Annotated in this window: 18 protein-coding genes; 14 read left to right on the top strand and 4 right to left on the bottom strand. The window is 38.1% G+C overall.

Going from position 1 to position 22,218, the window contains the following annotated elements:
- Nucleotides 1–5: 5 nt before the first annotated feature.
- The gene (gene rnpA / locus NYP69_RS04650) at nucleotides 6–557 is read right to left on the bottom strand and encodes a ribonuclease P protein component (protein ID WP_004131172.1); all 552 of its coding nucleotides are present in this window, start codon (nucleotides 555–557) and stop codon (nucleotides 6–8) included.
- 20 nt (nucleotides 558–577) lie between these two features.
- Nucleotides 578–712 (bottom strand): 50S ribosomal protein L34, encoded by a 135-nt coding sequence (gene rpmH / locus NYP69_RS04645; protein WP_004114029.1) that lies wholly within the window; start codon nucleotides 710–712, stop codon nucleotides 578–580.
- A gap of 343 nt (nucleotides 713–1,055) precedes the next feature.
- Here rpmH and dnaA point away from each other — a divergent pair, with 343 nt between their 5' ends.
- From dnaA to NYP69_RS04610, 7 genes are all read left to right on the top strand, one after another.
- Nucleotides 1,056–2,879 carry a chromosomal replication initiator protein DnaA gene (gene dnaA / locus NYP69_RS04640; protein WP_415684588.1) on the top strand — a complete coding sequence of 608 codons (1,824 nt, stop codon included), beginning with the start codon at nucleotides 1,056–1,058 and terminating at the stop codon, nucleotides 2,877–2,879.
- A 417-nt stretch (nucleotides 2,880–3,296) separates the two neighbouring features.
- On the top strand, nucleotides 3,297–4,415 hold the full coding sequence (gene dnaN, locus NYP69_RS04635) for a DNA polymerase III subunit beta (RefSeq protein WP_473410666.1): 1,119 nt from the start codon (nucleotides 3,297–3,299) through the stop codon (nucleotides 4,413–4,415).
- Between the two features lie 36 nt (nucleotides 4,416–4,451).
- The gene (gene recF / locus NYP69_RS04630) at nucleotides 4,452–5,798 is read left to right on the top strand and encodes a DNA replication/repair protein RecF (protein WP_004132375.1); all 1,347 of its coding nucleotides are present in this window, start codon (nucleotides 4,452–4,454) and stop codon (nucleotides 5,796–5,798) included.
- Nucleotides 5,795–6,286 carry a DciA family protein gene (locus NYP69_RS04625; protein ID WP_004131181.1) on the top strand — a complete coding sequence of 164 codons (492 nt, stop codon included), beginning with the start codon at nucleotides 5,795–5,797 and terminating at the stop codon, nucleotides 6,284–6,286. Before recF ends, NYP69_RS04625 begins: the two co-directional genes overlap by 4 nt.
- Before the next feature lie 150 nt (nucleotides 6,287–6,436).
- Nucleotides 6,437–8,512, top strand: a complete 2,076-nt coding sequence (gene gyrB, locus NYP69_RS04620; RefSeq protein WP_004131183.1) for a DNA topoisomerase (ATP-hydrolyzing) subunit B — start codon at nucleotides 6,437–6,439, stop codon at nucleotides 8,510–8,512.
- 68 nt (nucleotides 8,513–8,580) lie between these two features.
- Nucleotides 8,581–11,217 carry a DNA gyrase subunit A gene (gene gyrA / locus NYP69_RS04615; protein ID WP_473412985.1) on the top strand — a complete coding sequence of 879 codons (2,637 nt, stop codon included), beginning with the start codon at nucleotides 8,581–8,583 and terminating at the stop codon, nucleotides 11,215–11,217.
- Nucleotides 11,210–11,701: a DUF3566 domain-containing protein gene (locus tag NYP69_RS04610; protein WP_004131188.1), complete on the top strand. Its 492-nt coding sequence runs from the start codon at nucleotides 11,210–11,212 to the stop codon at nucleotides 11,699–11,701. Before gyrA ends, NYP69_RS04610 begins: the two co-directional genes overlap by 8 nt.
- Nucleotides 11,702–11,817: 116 nt before the next feature.
- On the opposite strand, the gene mscL is transcribed toward NYP69_RS04610, so the two are convergent.
- Both mscL and NYP69_RS04600 read right to left on the bottom strand, forming a co-directional pair.
- The gene (gene mscL, locus NYP69_RS04605) at nucleotides 11,818–12,228 is read right to left on the bottom strand and encodes a large conductance mechanosensitive channel protein MscL (RefSeq protein WP_473412984.1); all 411 of its coding nucleotides are present in this window, start codon (nucleotides 12,226–12,228) and stop codon (nucleotides 11,818–11,820) included.
- Between the two features lie 50 nt (nucleotides 12,229–12,278).
- Nucleotides 12,279–12,977 (bottom strand): phosphatase PAP2 family protein, encoded by a 699-nt coding sequence (locus NYP69_RS04600; RefSeq protein ID WP_004132376.1) that lies wholly within the window; start codon nucleotides 12,975–12,977, stop codon nucleotides 12,279–12,281.
- A gap of 211 nt (nucleotides 12,978–13,188) precedes the next feature.
- Here NYP69_RS04600 and NYP69_RS04595 point away from each other — a divergent pair, with 211 nt between their 5' ends.
- The 7 genes from NYP69_RS04595 to pknB are packed head-to-tail and all read left to right on the top strand — an operon-like array spanning nucleotide 13,189 to nucleotide 22,130.
- Nucleotides 13,189–13,881: an FhaA domain-containing protein gene (locus NYP69_RS04595; RefSeq protein ID WP_004131193.1), complete on the top strand. Its 693-nt coding sequence runs from the start codon at nucleotides 13,189–13,191 to the stop codon at nucleotides 13,879–13,881.
- 33 nt (nucleotides 13,882–13,914) lie between these two features.
- Nucleotides 13,915–14,442, top strand: a complete 528-nt coding sequence (locus NYP69_RS04590; protein ID WP_004132377.1) for an FHA domain-containing protein FhaB/FipA — start codon at nucleotides 13,915–13,917, stop codon at nucleotides 14,440–14,442.
- Nucleotides 14,443–14,446: 4 nt separating this feature from the next.
- On the top strand, nucleotides 14,447–16,216 hold the full coding sequence (locus NYP69_RS04585; RefSeq protein ID WP_473412983.1) for a PP2C family protein-serine/threonine phosphatase: 1,770 nt from the start codon (nucleotides 14,447–14,449) through the stop codon (nucleotides 16,214–16,216).
- Complete coding sequence (locus NYP69_RS04580; RefSeq protein WP_004132379.1) at nucleotides 16,213–17,652, top strand: FtsW/RodA/SpoVE family cell cycle protein; 1,440 nt, start codon at nucleotides 16,213–16,215, stop codon at nucleotides 17,650–17,652. Before NYP69_RS04585 ends, NYP69_RS04580 begins: the two co-directional genes overlap by 4 nt.
- Complete coding sequence (locus NYP69_RS04575) at nucleotides 17,645–19,111, top strand: peptidoglycan D,D-transpeptidase FtsI family protein (RefSeq protein WP_165845311.1); 1,467 nt, start codon at nucleotides 17,645–17,647, stop codon at nucleotides 19,109–19,111. The genes NYP69_RS04580 and NYP69_RS04575 overlap by 8 nt, the downstream gene beginning before the upstream one ends.
- Nucleotides 19,108–20,073 carry a serine/threonine-protein kinase gene (locus NYP69_RS04570; RefSeq protein WP_004131203.1) on the top strand — a complete coding sequence of 322 codons (966 nt, stop codon included), beginning with the start codon at nucleotides 19,108–19,110 and terminating at the stop codon, nucleotides 20,071–20,073. The genes NYP69_RS04575 and NYP69_RS04570 overlap by 4 nt, the downstream gene beginning before the upstream one ends.
- Nucleotides 20,070–22,130, top strand: a complete 2,061-nt coding sequence (gene pknB, locus NYP69_RS04565) for a Stk1 family PASTA domain-containing Ser/Thr kinase (RefSeq protein WP_004131204.1) — start codon at nucleotides 20,070–20,072, stop codon at nucleotides 22,128–22,130. Before NYP69_RS04570 ends, pknB begins: the two co-directional genes overlap by 4 nt.
- Nucleotides 22,131–22,218: the final 88 nt, after the last annotated feature.

Genomic DNA, 22,218 nt, shown 5'->3' with positions numbered 1-22,218 from the left:
ATTCCTTAAACCAACTTATTGTTGTTTTCGCCGATTTTCAACGATTCTGATGGTTGATTTAGTTGGCATTCTTGGTGTTCTTCTTGCGCTATTTGCTGGCTTTGATTTTGAACAATTTTGGTTATTTTCTCAAAAATCTTTTTAACCTGCTCATTTAATGATTCAAACGATGCACTAGCAGCAGTAGATTTAGCTCTTAGAACTACGTCACAACCATTTGGAAGTAACGATTGATGCTGTTTTGCTATTACTCTAAAGCGTCTTTTTACTTTATTTCTAATAACAGCTTTTCCTACGCTTTTAGATACAGCAAGCCCTAGCCTTAAGTCAGCTTCATTTTGTTGAGGCTGATTTAAGGTACCACAAAATGCCGCGGGTGTATTACCATCACGACCCGTGGCAATCTGATTCAGACTTGTTTTTTCGCCTTCGTTAAGCGCGTTTAACACGGCTATACCGCCACGCATGTTGTAATGCGCGACGATATCCCGTGAACACACCTTGCGTCGTTTTTTGAGCACCGCAACAAAATCGCGATGGCTTTTCAGCCTATCCATGCTTTACGACGCGCCCCATCTCAGGCAGATAGTGTCTTACGGCCCTTGGCGCGACGACGATTAATCACTGCGCGGCCAGCACGCGTACGCATGCGAACGCGGAAGCCGTGCTTCATGTGACGACGACGGTTGTTAGGCTGGAATGTCCTCTTCATAACTAACGCTCCTGTATTTAGCCATGCAAAAGCACGGCTCCGTATGAGTCAAGCTATACTAAATTACTATTACCCCTCACCAATAGTCAAAAAACTTTTGATTAAACGTGTTTATAAGTACGCTTTAATAAGTCAAATTTTTCAACACCGTAAAATTTTCTGTACCATTTTCACTAAATCAAACAACTTGTAAAAGTCTTGAAAAATGTGGATTAAAAGCTTTTATCTTATCCACAAATTACACACATGTTATTCACAATTAAGTATTTTCAACACGCGAGGCTGTGGATAACTTCTTAGGGTCGGAGTAAACATATTCTACTAGCACTCTTTACGCGCGCGAATGGATATGTATCTCTGTTTTGCATATCTGTTTTGTCTAAGCGTAAAGAATCGAATAAATGTTTCTGCAAGTTTATGGGGGTGTAGCATGACGGATTCTTTTAGCGATCCAAATGCGCAAGCCACTATTGTGTGGTCAAATACCCTTGCAGTATTGCGTCATAATGCCCTTTTAAGCAACCGCGATAAAAGCTGGTTTGAAAGCGTAAAACCTGAATCGATTTTTGGAACTACTATTGTTCTTTGCGTCTCTAATATAGAAACACAGCAAGCTTTGCAAAATGAGCTTAGTTCAGCTCTTCTTACATCATTAAAAATTTGTACTGGAAAAGATATGTTTCCAGCATTTAAGATTGTTTCTCAATCAGAAAATAACAATACTTCAACTAACAGTGCAGCCGCTAACATCAATGCCACTAACAGCACTTCCGATTTAAGCAATCTTAATCAAAATGTAAACGAGACTTCCCGAGTATTTTCAACATCTTTAGAAGAAAATACAAACGTTAATTCAGACTTATCTTCTTCTAAAAGCAACTCTTTAGAGAACGTAAAATCAAATTTTGGCGCACAATCTGTTGAAAATACTAACAATCTTGTAAACACTAATAGCGTTGAAAATGTTGGTTCATCTAGCAATACTCCTATTCAAAAAGATTTTGACTACGCAACCGGCTTAAATACCATGCAAAACACTGGTTTAGATGTTTCTGGTATTAATTCTGGTATTAATAATCCGCAAGCAAAAATTCCTTCTTCAATAAAAAGGGATCCCGTTACTCACTTAAATACTTGCGCAACTTTTGATACTTTTGTTCCTGGAGATTCTAATCGTTTTGCGCGCACAGTTGCTTTAGCTGTTGCAGAAGGCTCTGGAAAAGACTTTAATCCTTTATGTATTTACGGCGGATCTGGTTTAGGTAAAACACATTTGCTTAATGCTATTGGCAATTATGCTCTTGTTAAGGATTCTTCACTTAAGGTTCGTTATATTACAAGCGAGGAATTTACTAACGAATTTATTGAGGCTTTACAAAACACAAGTCAAAATCAGGGTCAAATCGCTAATTTTAATAGGCGCTTCCGCGAAGTTGATGTTCTTTTAATCGATGACATTCAGTTTTTGGGAGGAAAAGAAGCAACTCTGGAACAATTCTTCCATACTTTTAATGCTCTTTATCAAGCAAGTAAAAGAATTGTTATTGCTTCTGATGTTGCTCCTAAAAATCTTAGAGGATTTGAATCAAGACTTATTTCTAGATTTGAGTCTGGCTTAACTGTTGATATTAAGCCGCCTGATTTAGAAACCCGAATAGCCATTCTAAGAATGATGGCATTAATGAATAATTCTAACGTCCCTAGCGATGTTCTAGACCTTATTGCGGAGCGTTTTACAGAGAATATCCGTGAGCTTGAAGGTGCTTTAACTAGAGTTACAGCCGTTGCATCTTTAAGTAATCAACCTGTGAGCAAAGCCTTGGCAGAACAAGCTTTACAAGACTTCTTTGCTTCCGATATTGAAATTCGTCCAACAGATATTATTGGTCAAGTTGCTAAGTACTTCCATATGACTTTTGACGAGATTGTTGGCAGATCTAGAACTAAGAATGTTGCTTTGGCACGTCAAATTGCAATGTATTTAGCTAGAGAAATGACAAGTATGAGTCTTGTTGATATTGGCGAAGTCTTTGGCGGCCGCGATCACACGACTGTTATGCATGCTTATACGCGCATTAGCGGAGAGATGCAAGAAAAGCAGGAAATCTATAACTATGTTATGGAATTAACTGTTCGATTAAAGCAAAATCCTACGAATAAAAAGTAGTTTTACACAAATCTATACAACTCTGTTAATTAAAATAAAAAAAGTTATCCACATAGTTAGTCACAAATGTGGTTAAACCCTGCGGATAAGTGGTGGAAAACGCCGTTAAAAAAGTGAATAAACTGTTTATAAAGCCGCTCAAAATGTGGATTAATGAAAAAATAGCTTTGAATGTGGATAACTCGACTCTTTTTGCACACAATTGCCCATAGGTTATCCACATTTTTCTTATGTGGATAATGGCTTTAACAAAGCTTTTCTAGTCAGATGTTAACATTTCCACATTGCTTATTACTATTATTACTTTATTTTTGAATAATAATAATATTTTTTATTAACGCTTAGCACTTATTTCTAAATTAGATTTTCATTAGCCAATGAGATAGAATAAACACAGTTTTACTGAAATGAGGAAATATGAAAGTTGAAGTTAATTCCGCTTCTTTTGCAGACGCACTATCTTGGACTACTCGCGTTATAGATAATCGTCCAGCAAATCCTATTCTTGCTGGCTTAAAGCTAGAAGCAAAAGACGGAACTTTGCAGCTTTGCGCATTTAACTATCAACTTTCTAGTCGTCATCACGTTGATGCGGGTGTAGATGAAGCAGGGAGTGTGCTCGTTTTAGGCAGACTACTTGCAGATATAACAAAATCTTTGCCAGCAGAAAAAACATATTTATCTTCTAACGAAACAACTCTTACAATTACTTCTGGAAAGTCAACATTTACTTTGCAACTTATGCCAGAAGGAGAATATCCAGATTTACCAGAAATTCCTTCAAAACTTGGTCAAGTAGATGCTCCTACTTTTGTTCAGGCTGTAAATCAGGCTTCTGTAGCAGTTTCTAGAGAAGAAGATAGGCCAGTTCTAACAGGAATTCATGCTCATTTTGAAGACGATACTGTTACTTTTACAGCTACTGACAGATATCGTCTTGCTCGTTCCACTTTTAAGTGGACTCCAGAACATAGCGATATAAATACTTCAACTCTTATTAAGGGAAGCATTCTTAAAGATATTTCGCGCTCTGTTGACGAACATCAAAATGTTGTTATTAACTTAAACGAGCAAGAACCTTCTATTCTAGGATTTGAAAATTCTGGAAGAGTTAGCACTTCTCAACTTATTGATGGAGAATTTCCTTCTGTAGATCGTCTTTTTGTTGACGAGTATCCTATTCACGCAATTATTAATCGACAAATGCTTATTAACGCAATTAAACGCGTTGCTATTGTTGCAGAAAAAGATGCTCCAATCTACATGTCTTTTGCGGAAGATGAACTCACTCTAAGTGCTGGAAACGACAGTGAATCTAAAGCAAAAGAAATTATTGACATAGATATGGATGGTCAAGATATTATTGTTGCTTTTAATCCTAACTACTTGATTGAAGGATTAAGCGCTATTAGTGAGCCATTTATTCACGCTAAAATCACGTCTGCTGTTAAGCCTGTTGAATTTAACGGTCAACAAGAAGCAGATGGAGATGAATCCATGAATTACAGATATCTTGTTGTTCCAATGCATCCTTAAAACTAATAAATGTAAACGAATAACGTAGCCAAATAAATGTATGTTTCAAAGCTTGCATTAGACCATTTTCGCTCGTGGAGTAGTTGTGTATTCGACTTTTCCCCAAAAATTAATATTCTATTAGGTTCAAACGGTTTAGGTAAAACTAATATTGTTGAATCGTTAGAAGTTATTTCAACGGGAACAAGTCATAGAGTATCTTCTTTAATGCCATTAATAGAGATAAATCATAATTGCGCTACAATACGTGCAAATGTTAAGGATTTTAACAATACTTTCAATAGCAATACTTTAGATAGTTCAAATGATTTAGACGAAACAACATTTGAGCTAAGCATTAATCTAAAGGGTGCTAATAGAGCAAGGATTAATGGTAAAAAATCTCTATATATGAAAGATATAGTTGGCTTAGTTCCTTGTGTTTCTTTTACTCCAAGAGACCAAAATTTGATTGTTTCAGATCCTACTGTTAGAAGAACTTTTATTGATCAAGCTGGAGCATTATTAATACCAAACTATTTGCCTATTTTGCAAGAATATAATCATATTGCAAAGCAGCGTTCTGCACTATTAAAAAGTTTATCTAATAATTATTCACCAAATTCAATGAATAATTACAATACGGTTTCTGATTTAGAAGTATGGACTGCTAAGTTTATTGAAACTGGAATAATTCTTACAAAATTACGCAAACAAATAATAGAGTTACTTAATAATGTTTTTTCAAATATTGTTAAACATCTTTCTAACTCATCTAATTTTGCTTCAATCGAATATAATCCTTCTTTTAGTGAGATTGATTTTAGCGAAAACGATTTTGAAGAAAATAATGATAATTCTATTAGGCTTGCGATTAGTGAGCATTTTCAAAGAATTTATAATGGAGAAGTTGCAAGAGGATACAATCTAATAGGGCCTCATCGAGACGATTTTACTATATTACTTAATAATTATAATGCAAAAGAATTCGCTTCAAACGGTGAATCTTGGACTCTTGCATTAGCGTTAAAAATGGCTTTATTTAAGTCATTAGAAAAAAAGAATGGGAAAAAACCTATTGTTATTTTAGATGATGTTTTTGCACAATTAGACGAGTTTAGAAGAAAACAAATTTTAGAATTTGCAAAAAATCAAGATCAAGTTTTTATTACTGTTGCGTCTTTAAGTGATATACCAAAAGATAAAAGTGTGTTAGAAAACTCGATTATTGATGTGTCTAAAATAGCAAAAGATCAAAATGAAGATGATTCTAAATCTTTAGAAAACAATATTGATATTAATCATAAAATTTTATTGGAAAATATTGTTAATAGTCGTAAAAATAGTGTTGATTATATTGAAAATAACCAAAATAAATCTACTGACTTAGGGGATATTAGATGAAAATTCCCGTAAATAAAATACTAAAATTAGATACAAGAAAGCTTCCAGAACTAATTTTTACGCCTATTAAAAAGAAAGCAATAAAAAAGGTAGTTAACGAGCAGAATGCTTATAAAGCTTTAGAAAGTTTTGGAAAACCTGGTAGAGATCCACAAAATCTTTATTCTTTACTTGCAAATTTTGCTAATCAAAACAATTGGAATGAGCAACTTTCTATAGCAAAAATGCGCGAAGATTGGTGGAAAATAGTTGGAAAAAGCGCATCATTGAATTGTTATATAGACAAAATAAAAGATGGCGTTTTAATTGTTAGAACAAAATCAAATGTTTGGTATACGCAACTTAGCTATTGCAAGCCTATGCTTGAGAAAAAAATATTTGAATATTCTAAGAATATTAATATTAAAGAAGTCAAAATAGTTGGCCCATCTTTGCAAAAAACAGGCAAAAAATCAATAAACAGTAGGTTTAATATTAAGAATCACTAATAATGGCTCTTAATAAAGAGCGGTCATTATGCATGTGTAGAATGTTATGTAATATAGTTAAATCGCTAGAAGACCCTTTTTTGTGCTTTCTAGCGTGTATAGACCTCGTAAATGCCTCTTGGCATGAGGTAATACGGGAAGGGATCTAAAGTGTTAAACACTGAAGATAATTCAATGGAAAATTCTGTTGAAGAACATAAACTAGATGATGCTCAGCTAGATGATTCACTTTCTCCTGAACATTATGATGCTAGTGATCTTCGAGTTCTAGAAGGATTGGAAGCAGTTCGAATTAGGCCAGGTATGTATATTGGTTCAACTGGCCCTAGAGGATTGCATCATCTTGTATACGAGATTGTAGATAATTCAGTTGATGAAGCTTTGGCTGGTTATGCTTCTCACATTGAAGTGACAATTTTGCCAGACAATGCAATAAAAGTTGTGGACGATGGACGTGGTATTCCAGTTGACGAAGTACCAGGCGAAGGTGTTTCTGGTGTTGAAACAGTTATGACTAAGCTTCACGCTGGCGGAAAGTTTGGCGGCGGCGGATACGCTGTTTCTGGCGGCTTGCACGGCGTTGGCATATCTGTTGTTAATGCTCTTTCTACGCGTGTAGAAATCGAAGTTCGTCGTCAAGGATTCCATTGGACTCAAACGTATGTAGATCAGCATCCAACGGCTCCTCTTAAAAAAGGTCAGCCAATGGAAGATGGTGAATCTACGGGAACTTCTGTAACGTTCTGGCCAGATGGCGCAATTTTTGAAACAACTACGTACGATTTTGAAACTTTGCGATCTAGATTCCAGCAAATGGCTTTTCTTAACAAGGGATTGAAGATTTCTCTAACCGATTTGCGTAAACCCGATGAAGCAGGGGATGAAGTCACTGGAGAAAATGAATCAATTAGCGAAGAAAAGCATCAAAGCGTTAGCTACAAGTATGATCACGGAATTAAAGATTACGTTGATTACTTAGTTAAATCTCGTAAAGCTGTTCCAGTAGAGCCAGATGTTATTGATTTTGAGGCAGAAGACCTTGAGATTGGTATTTCTGCAGAAATCGCTATGCAATGGACTGTTGCATATTCGGAAGCGGTGCATACTTTTGCAAATACGATTTCTACTACAGAAGGTGGAACTCACGAAGAAGGATTCCGTGCTGCGCTTACATCTCTTGTAAATCGTTATGCTCGAGAAAAGAACATATTAAAAGAAAAAGATACTAATCTTTCTGGAGACGATGTTCGAGAAGGCTTAACAGCAGTTGTTTCCGTAAAGCTTACAACTCCACAGTTTGAAGGTCAGACTAAAACAAAGCTTGGTAATTCCGAAGCTAAGACTTTTGTTCAGCGAGTTATGACCGAAAAGCTTGGAGATTGGTTCGACGCTCATCCAAGTGAAGCAAAGAACATTATTCAAAAAGCAATTGAAGCATCGCGTGCGCGTCTTGCAGCTAAGAAAGCTCGCGAAAATACTCGTAGAAAGTCAATCTTTGAAACTGCTGGAATGCCAGATAAATTGAAGGATTGCCAGTCTAATAATCCAGAAGAATGCGAGCTGTTTATAGTGGAGGGTGATTCCGCAGGTGGCTCCGCAATTCAAGGACGAGATCCTATTACGCAAGCAATTTTGCCATTGCGCGGTAAGATTTTGAATACTGAGCGCGCATCAATCGACAGAATGATGAAGTCGGAAACTATTGAATCCTTAATCACTGCTGTTGGTGGCGGTTATGGTGAAGATTTTGACTTAAGTAAAGTTAGATATCACAAAGTCATTATTATGGCTGATGCTGATGTTGATGGTGCTCATATTGCTACATTGAATTTAACACTGTTCTTCCGCTATATGCGACCAATGATTACAGCAGGCTACGTTTACGTTGCAATGCCTCCTCTTTATCGCTTGAAGTGGAGCAAGGGTGCGCATGATTTTGTTTATACGGATGCAGAGCGAGACAGAGTTCTTGCAGAAGGTAAAGCTGCAGGCAGACAACTTCCTAAAGGCGAAGGCATTCAGCGATACAAGGGCTTGGGTGAGATGAGCTATCAGGAATTGTGGGAAACAACAATGGACCCTGAGCACAGAATCCTAAAGCAAATTCATATTGAAGATGCTGCTCGAGCTGATGAAACTTTCTCAATGCTTATGGGAGACGAAGTGGAACCTCGTAGGCTCTTTATTCAACGTAATGCTCACGATGCAAGATTTATTGACGCTTAAAAATTGTTAAAAATTGTCAGTAAAAGCATTAAAGCAAATAAACTTAAAGCTAATAAAAAGGAATTACAGTGGTAGACGAAATAAATGCCGCTAATAATAGCGAAGAGCCAGATCAGTTACCTGACGGTTCAATGGAGCCACAAAGCCCGCAAGAAGCAGATAATACGGATTATGGCTTAATGAAGGGTGCTCGCGTAAAGCATATGGATTTGCAACAAGAGATGCGCGAATCCTATCTTGCTTATGCACTTTCTGTTATTGTTGAGCGTGCTTTGCCAGATGTTCGAGATGGCTTAAAGCCAGTGCATCGTCGCGTTATTTACGCAATGTACGATGGCGGATATAGGCCAGATCGCGGATACAACAAGTGCTCTCGTGTTGTTGGCGATGTTATGGGTAAGTATCACCCTCATGGTGATTCTGCTATTTACGACACTTTGGTTCGTATGGCTCAATCTTGGTCAATGCGATACTTGCTTGTTGATGGTCAAGGAAACTTTGGATCCCCAGGTGATGATCCTGCAGCAGCAATGCGTTATACAGAATGCCGTATGGCGCCTCTTGCTATGGAAATGGTTCGAGATATTGACAAAGATACTGTTGATTTCTTGCCAAACTACGATGGAAAAACTCAAGAGCCAACAGTTTTGCCATCTCGTTTCCCAAATCTTTTAGTTAATGGTTCTGCAGGTATTGCTGTTGGTATGGCAACTAATATTCCACCTCACAATATGCGCGAGGTTGCCGATGGCGTACATTGGGCTTTAGATCACCCAGATGCCAGTAATTCCGAGCTTCTAGAAGCATTAATTCAGCGAATTAAAGGGCCTGATTTTCCTACTGGAGCAACAATCTTAGGCCACAAGGGAATTGAGCAAGCGTACCGCACTGGTCGCGGATTAATTACAATGCGCGCTGTTGTTAATACCGAGGAAATTAAGGGACGTATGTGCTTGGTTGTTACTGAGCTTCCATACCAAGTTAATCCTGATCATTTAGCTGCTTCTATTAGAGAAGCTGTGCGAGACGGTAAGATTCAAGGCATTGCAGATATGCGCGATGAAACGTCTGGCCGTACTGGTCAGCGTTTGGTTCTTGTTCTTAAGCGAGATGCTGTTCCAAAAGTTGTTTTGAACAACTTGTATAAGCATTCGCAATTGCAGCAAACTTTCGGCGCTAACATGCTTGCGCTTGTTGATGGTGTTCCTAGAACTTTGAGCTTGGATGCGTTTATTCGTCATTGGGTAAGTCATCAGCTTGAAGTTATTGATAGGCGTACACGCTACTTAAAGCGCGAGGCAGAAGAGCGAGATCATATTTTGCAAGGCTACTTAAAAGCTTTGGATATGATTGACGAAGTTGTTGCATTAATCAGATCTTCTAAAGATGTTGAAACAGCTCGCACTGGTTTGATGAATTTGCTTGATGTTGATGAAGTTCAAGCAGATGCTATTCTTGCAATGCAACTTCGTAGGCTCGCAGCTTTGGAACGTCAAAAGATTCTCGACGAGCATGAAGAATTAATGCGCAAGATTGAAGATTACAACGATATTCTTGCAAGCCCAGAGCGTCAGCGCAAGATTGTTGGCGATGAGCTTGACGAAATCGTAGCAAAATATGGAGATGAGCGCAGAACTAAGATTCTTCCATTCTCGGGAGAAATGAACGTTGAAGATCTTATTGCCGAAGAAAACGTTGTTGTAACAGTTACTCGCGCAGGCTATATTAAGCGTACAAAAGCAGACGAGTATCGCGCACAACACCGTGGAGGTAAGGGTATTAAGGGCGCAAAGCTTCGTGAAGATGATGTTGTAGATCACTTCTTCTTAACATCTACTCACAATTGGCTTTTGTTCTTCACTAATCGCGGACGCGTTTACCGCATTAAAGCATATGAGCTTCCAGAAGGATCAAGAGATTCTAAAGGTCAGCATGTTGCAAATCTTCTTCAATTTACTCCTGGAGAAACAATTCAAGCGGTATTGTCAATTCAAAATTATGATGTAGCAAAGTATTTGGTTTTGGCAACTCGTTCTGGAAAAGTTAAGAAAACTGCTTTGCAAGAATATGATTCTCCACGACAAGGTGGCTTGATTGCTGTTCGACTAATGGCAAACGAAGAAACTGGGGAGCCAACAGACGAGCTGATTGGTGCAGCTTTGTGCAACCCAGAAGATGACATTATTCTTGTTTCTAAACTTGGTATGAGCCTTAAGTTTAGAGCAGATGATGAGCAACTTCGACCAATGGGCCGTCAAACTGCAGGCGTTCAAGGCATGAGATTTAGAGAAGGCGACGAATTGCTGGATATGGATGTTGTGTCGGTAGATACAAGCAAAGATCTTCTTGTTGTTACAAACGAAGGATTTGCTAAGCGTACAGCTATTGAAGAGTATCGTTTGCAAGGAAGAAACGGCTACGGTGTTAAAGCGGTACAGCTTACAGAAGGCCGCGGTTCTTTGGTTGGTGCTTTGATTGTTGAAGAAACAGATCAAGTAATGGCAATTATGAAGTCTGGTAAAGTGATTCGTTCCGACGTTAACGAAGTTAAGCGCACAGGTAGAACCACTCAAGGAGTGACTTTAGCAAAGCCAGATAAGGGTGATGAAATCATCTCGATTGCTCGAAACGAGGAAAGAGATGATGATGAAACTCAAAATGAAGAATCATCAGAAAAAACTATTGGAAGGAACTTAGATGAGTGAAGATTTTGAAGCATCCAATAGCAAAGTTAGTGGAGAATCTAATACTAGTTCTCCAAGAACAGTAGGTGCAACAGCTACGTCTTCTTCTAATGCGTATAGCGTTAGAAAATCTACTCAACCAAGAGCTAGAAGGATGAGTCTTTCCCTAGTTAGAGTAGATGCTTGGAGTGTTGCAAAAGTAACATTTTTGCTAAGTGTTGCTGGCGGAATAATACAAGTTATTGCAGCGGGATTAGTTTGGCTATTTCTAAACATGATTGGTGTTTTTGATCAAGTAACACAGATTGTTTCATCAACAGGCTTAAATAGCAACGGTTTTAACCTTGCAGACGTTTTTTCTTTGCCAACTGTTTTAAGTGCTGTAATAATTTTTTCTGTTGTAGAAATAGTTATTGCAACATTATTATCTGCAATTGGATCTTTGCTTTATAACGTTGTTGGATCATTAGTTGGTGGAATTCACTTAACTCTTGGTGATGACTAAAGCAAAAGCACTTATAATTAATAATTTAATCTCATAAAATTAATCCCCACTAAACTTTAAGTAGATTAGTGGGGATTAGTTTTTATAAAAATCATTTATAAAAATCATTAAACAAACTATTTTTTATAAGATAGATCTCGAATATCTTCCAAAATTTTAATCATTTTTTCTTCGCGATCTTTGCGTTTTTCTTCATCACTATTTTCTTTTTCAAATTGTAAGAAAGGAAGACCAATCTCCCTTAACTTATTAATAGGAAGAACAATGCAAAAATAAACAGCTGCAGCAACAATAAGGAAGTTTAAGATTGATCCAAGAACGGCACCAAATGATATTGTTGCACCATTTATTGTTATTGTTAAAACACCATCAAGATCTGGCTTTCCACAAATCATTGCTATAAGCGGATTAATAATGTTTTTAACAATCGAAGTAACAACGGAAGTTACGGAGCTGCCCATAACAACACCAACCGCCATGTCGATTACACTACCTCGTGCAATAAATTTTTTGAAACCATTAAACATAGAAAATCCCTTCTGGTATTTAATATTTTATGTCTATTTTGATATCTATATTATTTTAATTTTCTTAATATTTTGTTGTAAATAAAACTATTACTTTTAGATAGATTAAGAATAGACAAAACAAGTATTGGGTACATTATTGCAGAAGTTAAAACATCACTAGGGAAGTGTGCTGCAACAACAAGTCTAGAAATTGCAACAATAGCAACAATAATAATGCTAACGATTAATCCAAGCCTTAAGAAAGACTTATTTGCAATATAAATAATCATAAGAGCCATTGAACAAATAGCTACTGCTGCTGCAGTGTGACCGCTTGGAAAACTTGGATCTGGTGGAACTTTAATTTTTACACCAATAAATGGCCTAGGTCTATGAACTATGAATTTAACAGCAAAAATATAAATCATTGGCAAAAGGCAAGTCGCAAGCTGTATTAGAGTTATGCGCCAATCTCGTTTTATAAAATAAGAAATAACAGCCAAAATAAAAAGTATAACAATGCATGATTTTGTAGAAAAAACTATTGCAAGCAATTTAGAAAGAGCCATTATAAAAGACGGAGAATAGTTGTGGAAAAATGCTACGATTCCTGCTTCAAAAGATCTTTCTGCACTATTAACAAGCAAAAGTTTTCCAATTAAAGGAACTAAAATCGCAAGAAGTATAACAGTAGAACACTTCTTATTATTAGTTATATAGAACTTTATTTTTTCTAAAAATTCGTAAAGCTTATTTTTTTGATTCATAATTAAAGATTACACTTAGAAATATATAATAAACTTGTAATATTAAATTGGTTTATAAGTTTTATTTGTTTATTTTGCATAATTTTGTAAAAATGTAGTATATAAACAAGTATGTAAATAAATTTAGCAAACGCATGTTTGGTATTTAGATGTGATTTGTACACCGTACGAGGTGACGAGTAATATGAGGAAAAGGTAGAAAGGGTTTACAATGAGCGTGCTTGACAGACTTGAGAAGAGCGTTGAAGGTGCAATGAATGGAGTCTTCGCAAAATTCGGGTCTAAAGACTTGCAACCTGTTGATCTTTCTAGTGCATTAGAGCGAGAAATTGATAACCAGTCTATGCCAATTGATCGCGATCGTACGGTTGCACCAAATGAGTATCACTTTAAGCTTAGTACTCCAGACTTTGATCAGCTTGGTAGTGAAGCTTTAGCAAATGAGCTTGCGGATAATCTTACACAATATGCAAAAAGTCAGCATTATGCTTTTGTTGGCCCAGTTGCAGTTATTTTTGAAGAAGATACTGATCTTACCAAAGGTAATTTCAATTTAACTTCTGATTCTGTTCCAGGAAACGCTGTTCCTGTAACAACGCAAGAGCAGTCAGAAAATCATCCAATGCTGGAGATTAATGGGAATAGGTATTTGTTAACAAAAGATCGCACAATATTAGGCAGAGGTTCTGGTTGCGATATTGTTATTGATGATCCTGGAATTTCTCGTAGACATCTTGGAATAGACGTTACACCAGATGGTGTTATTGCTAGGGATCTTGGATCCACTAATGGTACTTATGTTGAAGGTCATCAAACTCCAGCAGCAACGCTATTAGATGGAAACACTATTACTATTGGGCGCACCCGTATTCTTTATTGGGCTTCGGATCAAGATCAGGAGTAGTAGACGAATACGTAAAGAGATACGAGTACACGCATGATATTAACCGAGTTGACTTTTGCTATACTTAAGTACAGTTTTTTAGTACTTTTGTGGGTATTCGTATGGTTTGCTGTTCGATCTTTACGAAAAGATATTGAAATTTTTAGTCCTAAAAAGTCTAAAGCTTGGAAGAATAAGTCTCATCGCAGACCAAATCCTTCTAATGATGAATCTTTAAGAAATAACAATATTGCTTCTGCTAATTTAGAGAAGAATAATCAAGCTGAAATGCCAACTTTGCTTGTTATTATTGATGGTCCTTTAGCTGGTTCGTCATTCCCATTGGAACCTTCTGGCGTAACTCTTGGAAGATCTGCAAACAATACAGTTGTTCTAAATGACGAATTTGTTTCTTCTCATCACGCGCGCGTGTATTTTAATCAATCTGTAAATTCTTGGGTTCTTGAAGATTTAGGTAGCACTAACGGAACTATGATAGGTCATAGTAGAGTTAATGAACCTGTTGTTTTGCCTCCGCGCAAGCCTGTGCGAATCGGAGCAACAATGTTTGAATTGAGGTAAGTAAATGGCGCAATTCGATTCAAACATTGAAGATAAAACAAGTAATCAAAAGCAGCAAGATCAAGTTGATTCTGCAAGTAATAACGTTTCAAGTAGTGACGTTGCAAATGTTGTAAGTAGTGAGTCTGCAAATAGCAGCGATACAAATAATAATCCAGTAAATAATGCTGTAAAAAGTGAAGAACAAAACTTAAATAAGGACTATTTTATAGACAAAGCGTTGTTTATGTATTCAACAGCTGTTAGCGACGTTGGTACTGTTAGAAGCAATAATCAAGATTCTGCGTTTGCTGGAGAAAGATTGGCCGCTATTTGCGATGGTATGGGCGGTCATGCTGGAGGAGATACTGCTTCTACAATCGCAATTAGGTCTTTAGCGCACATTGAGCAAGATTCAAGGCCAAATGATGTAAAAGCTGTTTCTTCAATGATGGAAACCTCGATTATGGCTGCTCACGACGCAATTGTTGGCAAAGCCAAAAGAGAGCGCAGACTTGCTGGAATGGGAACAACAGTAACAGCCGTATCTCTTGTAAATGGTTACTGGGTTCTTGCACATTTGGGTGATTCTAGAGCGTACTTGTTGCGAGATAATCATCTTATAAGAATGACTTGCGACCATAGTTACGTTCAACATTTAATAGACACGGGTCACATTACGCCAGAAGAAGCAAGAAATCATCCGCAGCGAAATGTTGTTATGCGCGTTTTAGGTGATTTTGATATTGACCCAAGGCCAGATATTGCTATTAGGCAGGCACACCCTTCTGATCGTTGGCTTTTGTGCTCGGATGGTGTGTGTGGAGTGTTAGAAGATTCCACAATTCAAGAAGTTATGAGCACTGTATCTAATCAAGAAGAGTGTGCTCAAAAACTTGTTTCTATGGCACTTAAAGCAGGAAGCACAGATAATGCGACTGCTGTTATAGCGGATGCAACTTTGGCACTAGACGCAGATGCTTTTGACTTGCCTCACCAAACTCCATTAATTGGCGGTGCTGCAAGCAAAGATTTAGAGTCTATAGCAGATATTGTTAATAAGGCTGTTTCTTCTACGCCACCATTGCGTGAAGGTAAGGATTCTCCTGCTCAAAGAGCTGCTGCTCTTATACAAACAGACGCAAAATCGGCGGAAAAAGATGAGAAAATTGTAGAAACTACTCGTCTTGTGCAGCCTTCGCATTTAAGAAACGAAGAAGAGCTAAGATCTACAGACACAAACGAGATTCCTATTGTAAAAAAGAAGAACGGTAGAATATCAACAGATCCTAGGGATCCAGATGTTCAGCGTGCTGTAAAAAGAGAACAGGCAGAAGCACACAAAGCAAATAGAATTAGAAGAAGATGGATGAGAATAGGTGTTGCTTTTGCAACGCTTGTTGTGTGTGCGATTGTTGCTTGTGGAGCTTATCTTGTTTATTCTTGGACTCAAAAGCAATACTACATTGGCAAGGGAAACGGCAAAGTAGTTATTTACCAAGGTGTTCCTACTAACATATTTGGATTAGAGCTTTCACACCAGATTGAAGAAACAAATATTAAAGTCAAGAATTTGGATAAGTCTTGGCAAGATCAGCTTGATGAAGGTATTAGTTTTAGCAGTCTTAAAGAAGCAAGAGGTCATGCAAGGCTAATTGGAAGAGAAATGCGCGCTCGAGAAAGCGAGAAGCGTGGTAATAAGCCAAAAAGTATTATTTCTAATTCAGATAATAAAGACGGAAATAATAGTGGAGTTGTAGATTCAAGCAATGATTCAGGAGGTAAAACCTCGTGAACATGTTTAGTATGCGCATTAAGCAAATATCTTTGTTGCTGTTTTCTGTAATTATATCTTCAATAGCATTTTTACAAATGTTTCTAAGGATTGATGGATTCGTTCCAGCAAACTATGTTGGTATGCTTGTTTTAACAACGGCGTTATACCTTGTTTTGTGGGGCGTTTTGATTGTAAAAAAGCCTTATTCTAGTCAGGTAATACTCCCTTGTATTCTTCTTCTTACAGCTATTGGAACTGTTATGATTGCAAGAATAGATAAACAGCACAACACTAATGTTGCTATGAAACAGCTTATTTGGGTTTGTGTTGCTCTTGTATTATCCATAATTTTTGTGATGGTTCTAGAAGATTATAGGATTCTTAGAAGATTCTCGTACGTTAGCATGGTGATTGGTCTTGTTCTCCTTTTATCTCCAATGCTTCCAATAATCGGTAAGGAAATTGGCGGAGCGAGAATTTGGATTGGCTTTGGAAACCACACTATTCAGCCAGGAGAATTTGCAAAACTATTCTTAGCTTTCTTCTTTGCAGCATACTTGTTTGATCATAGAGACAGACTTGCAGTTGGTGGAACAAAGATTTTTGGAATTCATCTTCCACGATTCAAAGATATGGGTCCTATAGCGCTTGTTTGGGCTGCTTCAATGTGTGTGCTTGTTGTGCAACACGATTTAGGAACATCATTAATGTTCTTTGCAATGTTTGTTTCTATGCTTTACGTTGCAACTGGAAGAAAAGGCTGGCTTGCAATAGGCTTTATAGCATTTATAATTGGATGTTTAGTTGCTGTTAAGCTTTTTGCACACGTTCAATACAGAGTTGACGCTTGGCTTAACCCATACGACCCAGTTATTTACAACAGATTCCCAGGTGGGTCTGCTCAAATTGTTACTGGATTATTTGGCCTTGCTGCAGGAGGTATAACTGGAACAGGATTAGGCCAAGGTCATCCTTCTTTAACGCCACTTGCTAATTCCGATTTTATTTACGCTTCGGTTGGGGAAGAATTAGGATTAACTGGTTTGTTTATAGTCTTAATTCTTTACATGATTATTATTGCGTCGGGCATGATTACTGCTATGAAGATTAAAGACGGTTTTGGAAAGCTTCTTGCATCTGGTCTTGTTTTTACAATGGCGTTCCAAGTATTTACTGTTGTTGGCGGAATCACGCTTGTTATTCCACTTACTGGCTTAACAATGCCTTATATGGCAGCTGGTGGTTCTTCTCTAGTTGCAAACTATGTGCTTGCATCTATTTTGATTGTTATATCTAATGCTGCTAATAAGCCAGAGGCTGCTATATCGTCTGATACTTTCCAATACGAAGCTTTAGCTGCTCTTAGGGAAAGAGAGCTTAAGCAAAGAGAAAATAAGTCCTCTAATCTTAACTCCTCTAATCTTAAAGAAGATGGGGGTGAATCTTATGAATAAATGTTTGAAGCAGCTTTTTAGTGCAGTAATTGTGTTGTTTGTTGTTTTATGTATTTCTAGCACGTATATAACATCTATAAAAGCAAACGAATTAAATTCTGATCCTAGAAATAGGCGCGCACTATATCACGAATTTGGCGCTCCAAGAGGAGCAATTCTTGCATCCGATGGAACTGTTTTAGCGAAATCAGATCCATCTAAAGATGCATTCGTGTATCAAAGGTCATATTTTAACGGCCCTGCTTATGCTCCAATAACGGGTTATTATTCAATAAGTCAAAGAGCAGATAGAGGAATAGAGGCTTCTAGAAATCAGCTTTTAAGTGGAGAATCCGACGCGCTATTCCTTCAAAAGTTTAAGTCTCTATTTACAGGAGCAGAAAACAGAGGTGCTTCTATAGAAACATCTATTAACACTAAGCTTCAAACTCTTGCATACAATCTGCTAAAAGACAAGAATGGCGCTTTAGTTGCAATAGAGCCAAAAACTGGAAGAATACTAGCAATGGTTAGTACGCCTAGCTACGATCCTTCTTCTCTTGCATCTCACAATGTTTCTTTAGTAAACAGAGCATATAAGGATCTTATATCTAACATATATAATCCAATGCTAAATCATTCAATATCTGAACTTTATGCTCCTGGTTCTACTTTCAAAACGGTTGTTGCGGCAACTGCGCTAGAAACTGGAAAATATGATTTAAATACTTCGATTCCAGCTGGATCTTCGTACACTCTTCCAGGAACGCAAACTCATCTTACAAATGTTGTTCCAAGCGCTAGCGGATTGAATGGTCAAATATCTTTTGAAGATGCTCTAGCTTATTCTTCAAATACTGCATTTGCACAACTAGGAGTTTCTTTAGGAGCAGATGCGATTGTTAAGCAGGCTAAAAAGTTTGGATTATTTAGCTCATTTACTTTAGACGGATCTGATTCAACAGGATTCCCAATGAGGGTTGTTGCGTCTTTGCTTAATCAAAAGCCTACGCAAGATAAACTTGCTCTTCAGTCAATTGGTCAGGGAGATGCTAGGGTTACTCCTCTTCAAAATGCTATGATTGCAGCTGCTATTGCAAATAATGGAACACTTATGAAGCCAACGCTTGTTGATTGCGTAAGGTCTAGTGACTTGTCTGTTATTTCTCAAACAACGCCTACCGTTATGAGTCAAGCTTTAAGCGCACAAAGTGCTGCAAAACTCAATGCTATGATGCAAAGTGTAGTTGTAAAAAGTAATCAAAATCTTTCTTTGCCAAATGTTGCTGTTGCAGCAAAATCGGGAACAGCACAAATTGGGTTTAGAAATCAAGCTATTAATGGGTGGGGTATTGGATTTGCTCCTGCACAAGATCCTAAAATAGCTGTAGCAGTTGTTATTCACAACGCTAGTACGTATGGAACGCTTACAGCAGGGCCAATTATGAGACAGGTGATGAAGGAGGCGCTTAAGCAATGAAACTTGTTGAAGGACAGTTAGTTCATCATCGATACAGACTAGATAGAAGACTTGCACAAGGAGGCATGGGGGAAGTCTGGAAGGGCTTTGATATACAGCTCGGCAGGATTGTTGCCGTTAAAGCGCTTAGAACCGATACAAGCAATGTTGAAGCTAAATTACGCAGACTTAGAGCAGAAGCGCATAATTCAGCCAATCTTGCTCACCCAAATATTGCAGCGTTGTTTGACTACTACGAGCATGATGGCATTGGCTTTTTGATTATGGAGTATGTTCCTAGTAAGTCTTTAGCAGACTTATATCATAAAGAAAAAACTGTTGAGCCAACGCGATTGCTGCCTATACTTATTCAAACTGCAAGAGGTCTTTTTGTTGCGCATTCCCACGGTGTTATTCATAGAGACGTTAAGCCAGCAAATATTATGGTTTCCGAAACGGGAAGCGTAAAGATAACAGATTTTGGTGTTTCGTACTCTAGTGACCAAGAACAGATTACTCAAGATGGAATGGTTGTTGGAACAGCTCAATATATTTCCCCAGAGCAAGCTCAAGGAGAGCAAGCAACTGCCCAGTCCGATATTTATTCTCTTGGAGTTGTTGCATACGAAGGACTTTGTGGACATAGGCCATTTACTGGAACTACGCCTGTAGATATTGCAGCCGCACACGTTAATGACCCTGTTCCACCTCTTCCAGATAGTGTTGACCTTCAATTAAGACAGTTTGTAATGTCAATGCTTTCTAAGAATCCAAAAGATAGACCTAAAGATGCTCTTGTTGTTTCAAAAGTGCTTGCAAAAATTGAACGAAGACTTTTGGATCAGCAAACAGCGTTTAACAATAAAAACACAATAGATTCTTCCAATGCTCAGCGCATTAAACGCAGCGTTAGAAGTGTTCCAAAAACACAAGTTAATATTATTAACATTTTGAATAATAACGACCGCAAGGAGCAGCAATGAGTAACACAATGCCTACCTCATTAGCGAATGGACGGTACCAATTAGGTGAATTGATTGGCCGCGGTGGAATGGCCGAAGTGCGAGTCGCAGAAGATAAGCGCTTGGGTCGTACCGTTGCTGTTAAAATCATGCGTTCTGATTTGGCAAATGACGAAATCTTTTTGTCTCGTTTCCGCCGAGAAGCACATTCTATTGCGCAAATGAATAATCCAAACATAGTGAATATCTATGATTCTGGAGAAGAGTCTGTTGTAGACGACAATGGCGTAGAAGAGCATTTGCCGTATCTTGTTATGGAATACGTTAAAGGAAAAACGCTTCGCGATATTCTTAAGATGAATGGTGCTTTAAGTCAAAGAGATTCCGAACAAGTTATGCTTGGAGTTTTGAATGCCTTGGAGTATTCGCATAGAATGGGCGTGATTCACCGAGATATTAAGCCTGGAAACATTATGATTTCCGAGCAGGGCATTGTTAAGGTTATGGATTTTGGAATCGCAAGAGCGTTAGACGATTCTGCAACAACAATGACACAATCGCAAGGTGTTGTTGGAACCGCGCAATATTTGTCTCCAGAGCAGGCGCGTGGAGAACAGGTGGATATGAGATCCGACTTGTATTCTGCAGGATGCGTCTTATACGAGATGCTAACTGGAAGGCCGCCTTTTACTGGCGATTCTGCAGTTGCAATAGCATATCAGCATGTTTCAGAAGTTGCAACTCCTCTAAGTACGCTTGTTCCAGGTCTTCCTTCAATGTGGGATAAGATTTGCGCAAAAGCAATGGCAAAAGATAGGCAGAATAGGTATGCAACGGCTGCTGAATTTAAGAACGACATATTAGCGTTTATGAACGGCGGTGTTCCTGTTGCAGCAGCTTTTAATCCGCTAACCGATTTAGCTAATATGCGCGCAAGAAAGCAGGCAGAGCAGAATGCTGCAACTCAAGCTATTGGAGCGGCAGACACTGCCTCTACTCAAAGTTTTGGCGCGATTACAGGCCAGTTTGATGCGTATCCAAATACGGGCTACAACACAAGAGCCGCTCAGCGCGCTGCAAATCAGGCAAAAAGAAGTAAGCGAATTGTTATTGCTTCTGTTGTGTCTGCGATTGTTTGCGCGATTGTTGTTGGCGGAATTCTATTTATGCTAAATCGCAGTAAGCTAGCTGGAGATATTGTTGTTCCAACGTTTAGCGAAACTACAACTCAAGATGCTGCTAAAGAAAAACTTCGCGCGCTTGGTCTTATTCCAGATATTTTGGAAGACGATAAGTCTACTAAGCCAGAAGGTACTTTTACCAAGCAATCTCCTAAAGGTGGAGAGAAGGTTGCGTCTGGGTCTAGAGTTAGCGTTTGGTTCTCTATTGGTCCTCAATCAACTAAGGTTCCAGATGTTACTGGAAAATCGCAAGAAGCAGCTAGAAAAGCTCTTGAGCGCGCAGGATTTAAGATTTCTAACGTTAGAGTGGAAGATAGTACAGACGTTAAAAAGAATCACGTTACTAGAACTGACCCAGTTGCAGATTCGTTTGCCGATAAAGGTTCAATGGTAACTTTGTACATTTCTTCTGGCTTAACTAAGGTTCCAGATGGAATGGTTGGGCAGTCCAAAGATATTGTTGCTGGAGAATTGCAAAATCTTGGATTTACTGTTAATACCGTAGAAGAAGAATCCGACACTGTTGCAGAAGGAATGGTTACTAAAATGAATCCGTCTTCTGGAGTTGCTGTAAAACCTCATAGCGCTATAACTGTGTATGTTTCTAAAGGAAAGCCTAAGGTAGAAGTTCCTCATGTTGCTCTTGGAACATCAACGTTAAAGCAAGCTAAGCAAATACTAGAAGCAAAGGGCTTTAAGGTTGTTGCTGATGGCTCCGCTACAGATGACGATATTGTTGATAGTATGTCGGAAAAGGAAGGGTCTAAGATAGATAAAGGCTCTACAATAACGCTTACTGTAAAAACTCCCCAGCCTTCTGTAGACACCACTACAAAGCCTGGAAGAACTTCAACATCTGGCTCATCTTCTGCAACAACAAGCAATAGTGATAAATAACAAGAAGCCACCTATCTTGCCGTTGTTTTAACGGTGCTAGGCGGCATTTGTATTTAACTTGTAAGCTATTTAACTTGTAAGCTACTAA

Source organism: Gardnerella sp. c17Ua_118, assembly GCF_055804255.1.
The sequence above is the reverse complement of the archived record's forward strand: the minus strand, read 5'-3'. Positions and strand labels throughout refer to the sequence as shown.

What these genes read in the sequence shown, in the direction of transcription:
- NYP69_RS04600 (WP_004132376.1), bottom strand. Translation starts at nt 12,977, where the DNA reads ATGAATCAAAAAAATAAGCTTTACGAATTTTTAGAAAAAATAAAGTTC.
- NYP69_RS04585 (WP_473412983.1), top strand. Translation starts at nt 14,447, where the DNA reads ATGGCGCAATTCGATTCAAACATTGAAGATAAAACAAGTAATCAAAAG.
- dnaA (WP_415684588.1), top strand. Translation starts at nt 1,056, where the DNA reads ATGGATATGTATCTCTGTTTTGCATATCTGTTTTGTCTAAGCGTAAAG.
- mscL (WP_473412984.1), bottom strand. Translation starts at nt 12,228, where the DNA reads ATGTTTAATGGTTTCAAAAAATTTATTGCACGAGGTAGTGTAATCGAC.
- NYP69_RS04590 (WP_004132377.1), top strand. Translation starts at nt 13,915, where the DNA reads ATGATATTAACCGAGTTGACTTTTGCTATACTTAAGTACAGTTTTTTA.
- rnpA (WP_004131172.1), bottom strand. Translation starts at nt 557, where the DNA reads ATGGATAGGCTGAAAAGCCATCGCGATTTTGTTGCGGTGCTCAAAAAA.
- NYP69_RS04595 (WP_004131193.1), top strand. Translation starts at nt 13,189, where the DNA reads ATGAGCGTGCTTGACAGACTTGAGAAGAGCGTTGAAGGTGCAATGAAT.
- NYP69_RS04570 (WP_004131203.1), top strand. Translation starts at nt 19,108, where the DNA reads ATGAAACTTGTTGAAGGACAGTTAGTTCATCATCGATACAGACTAGAT.
- rpmH (WP_004114029.1), bottom strand. Translation starts at nt 712, where the DNA reads ATGAAGAGGACATTCCAGCCTAACAACCGTCGTCGTCACATGAAGCAC.
- NYP69_RS04575 (WP_165845311.1), top strand. Translation starts at nt 17,645, where the DNA reads ATGAATAAATGTTTGAAGCAGCTTTTTAGTGCAGTAATTGTGTTGTTT.
- NYP69_RS04625 (WP_004131181.1), top strand. Translation starts at nt 5,795, where the DNA reads ATGAAAATTCCCGTAAATAAAATACTAAAATTAGATACAAGAAAGCTT.
- pknB (WP_004131204.1), top strand. Translation starts at nt 20,070, where the DNA reads ATGAGTAACACAATGCCTACCTCATTAGCGAATGGACGGTACCAATTA.
- NYP69_RS04610 (WP_004131188.1), top strand. Translation starts at nt 11,210, where the DNA reads ATGAGTGAAGATTTTGAAGCATCCAATAGCAAAGTTAGTGGAGAATCT.
- recF (WP_004132375.1), top strand. Translation starts at nt 4,452, where the DNA reads ATGTATGTTTCAAAGCTTGCATTAGACCATTTTCGCTCGTGGAGTAGT.
- dnaN (WP_473410666.1), top strand. Translation starts at nt 3,297, where the DNA reads ATGAAAGTTGAAGTTAATTCCGCTTCTTTTGCAGACGCACTATCTTGG.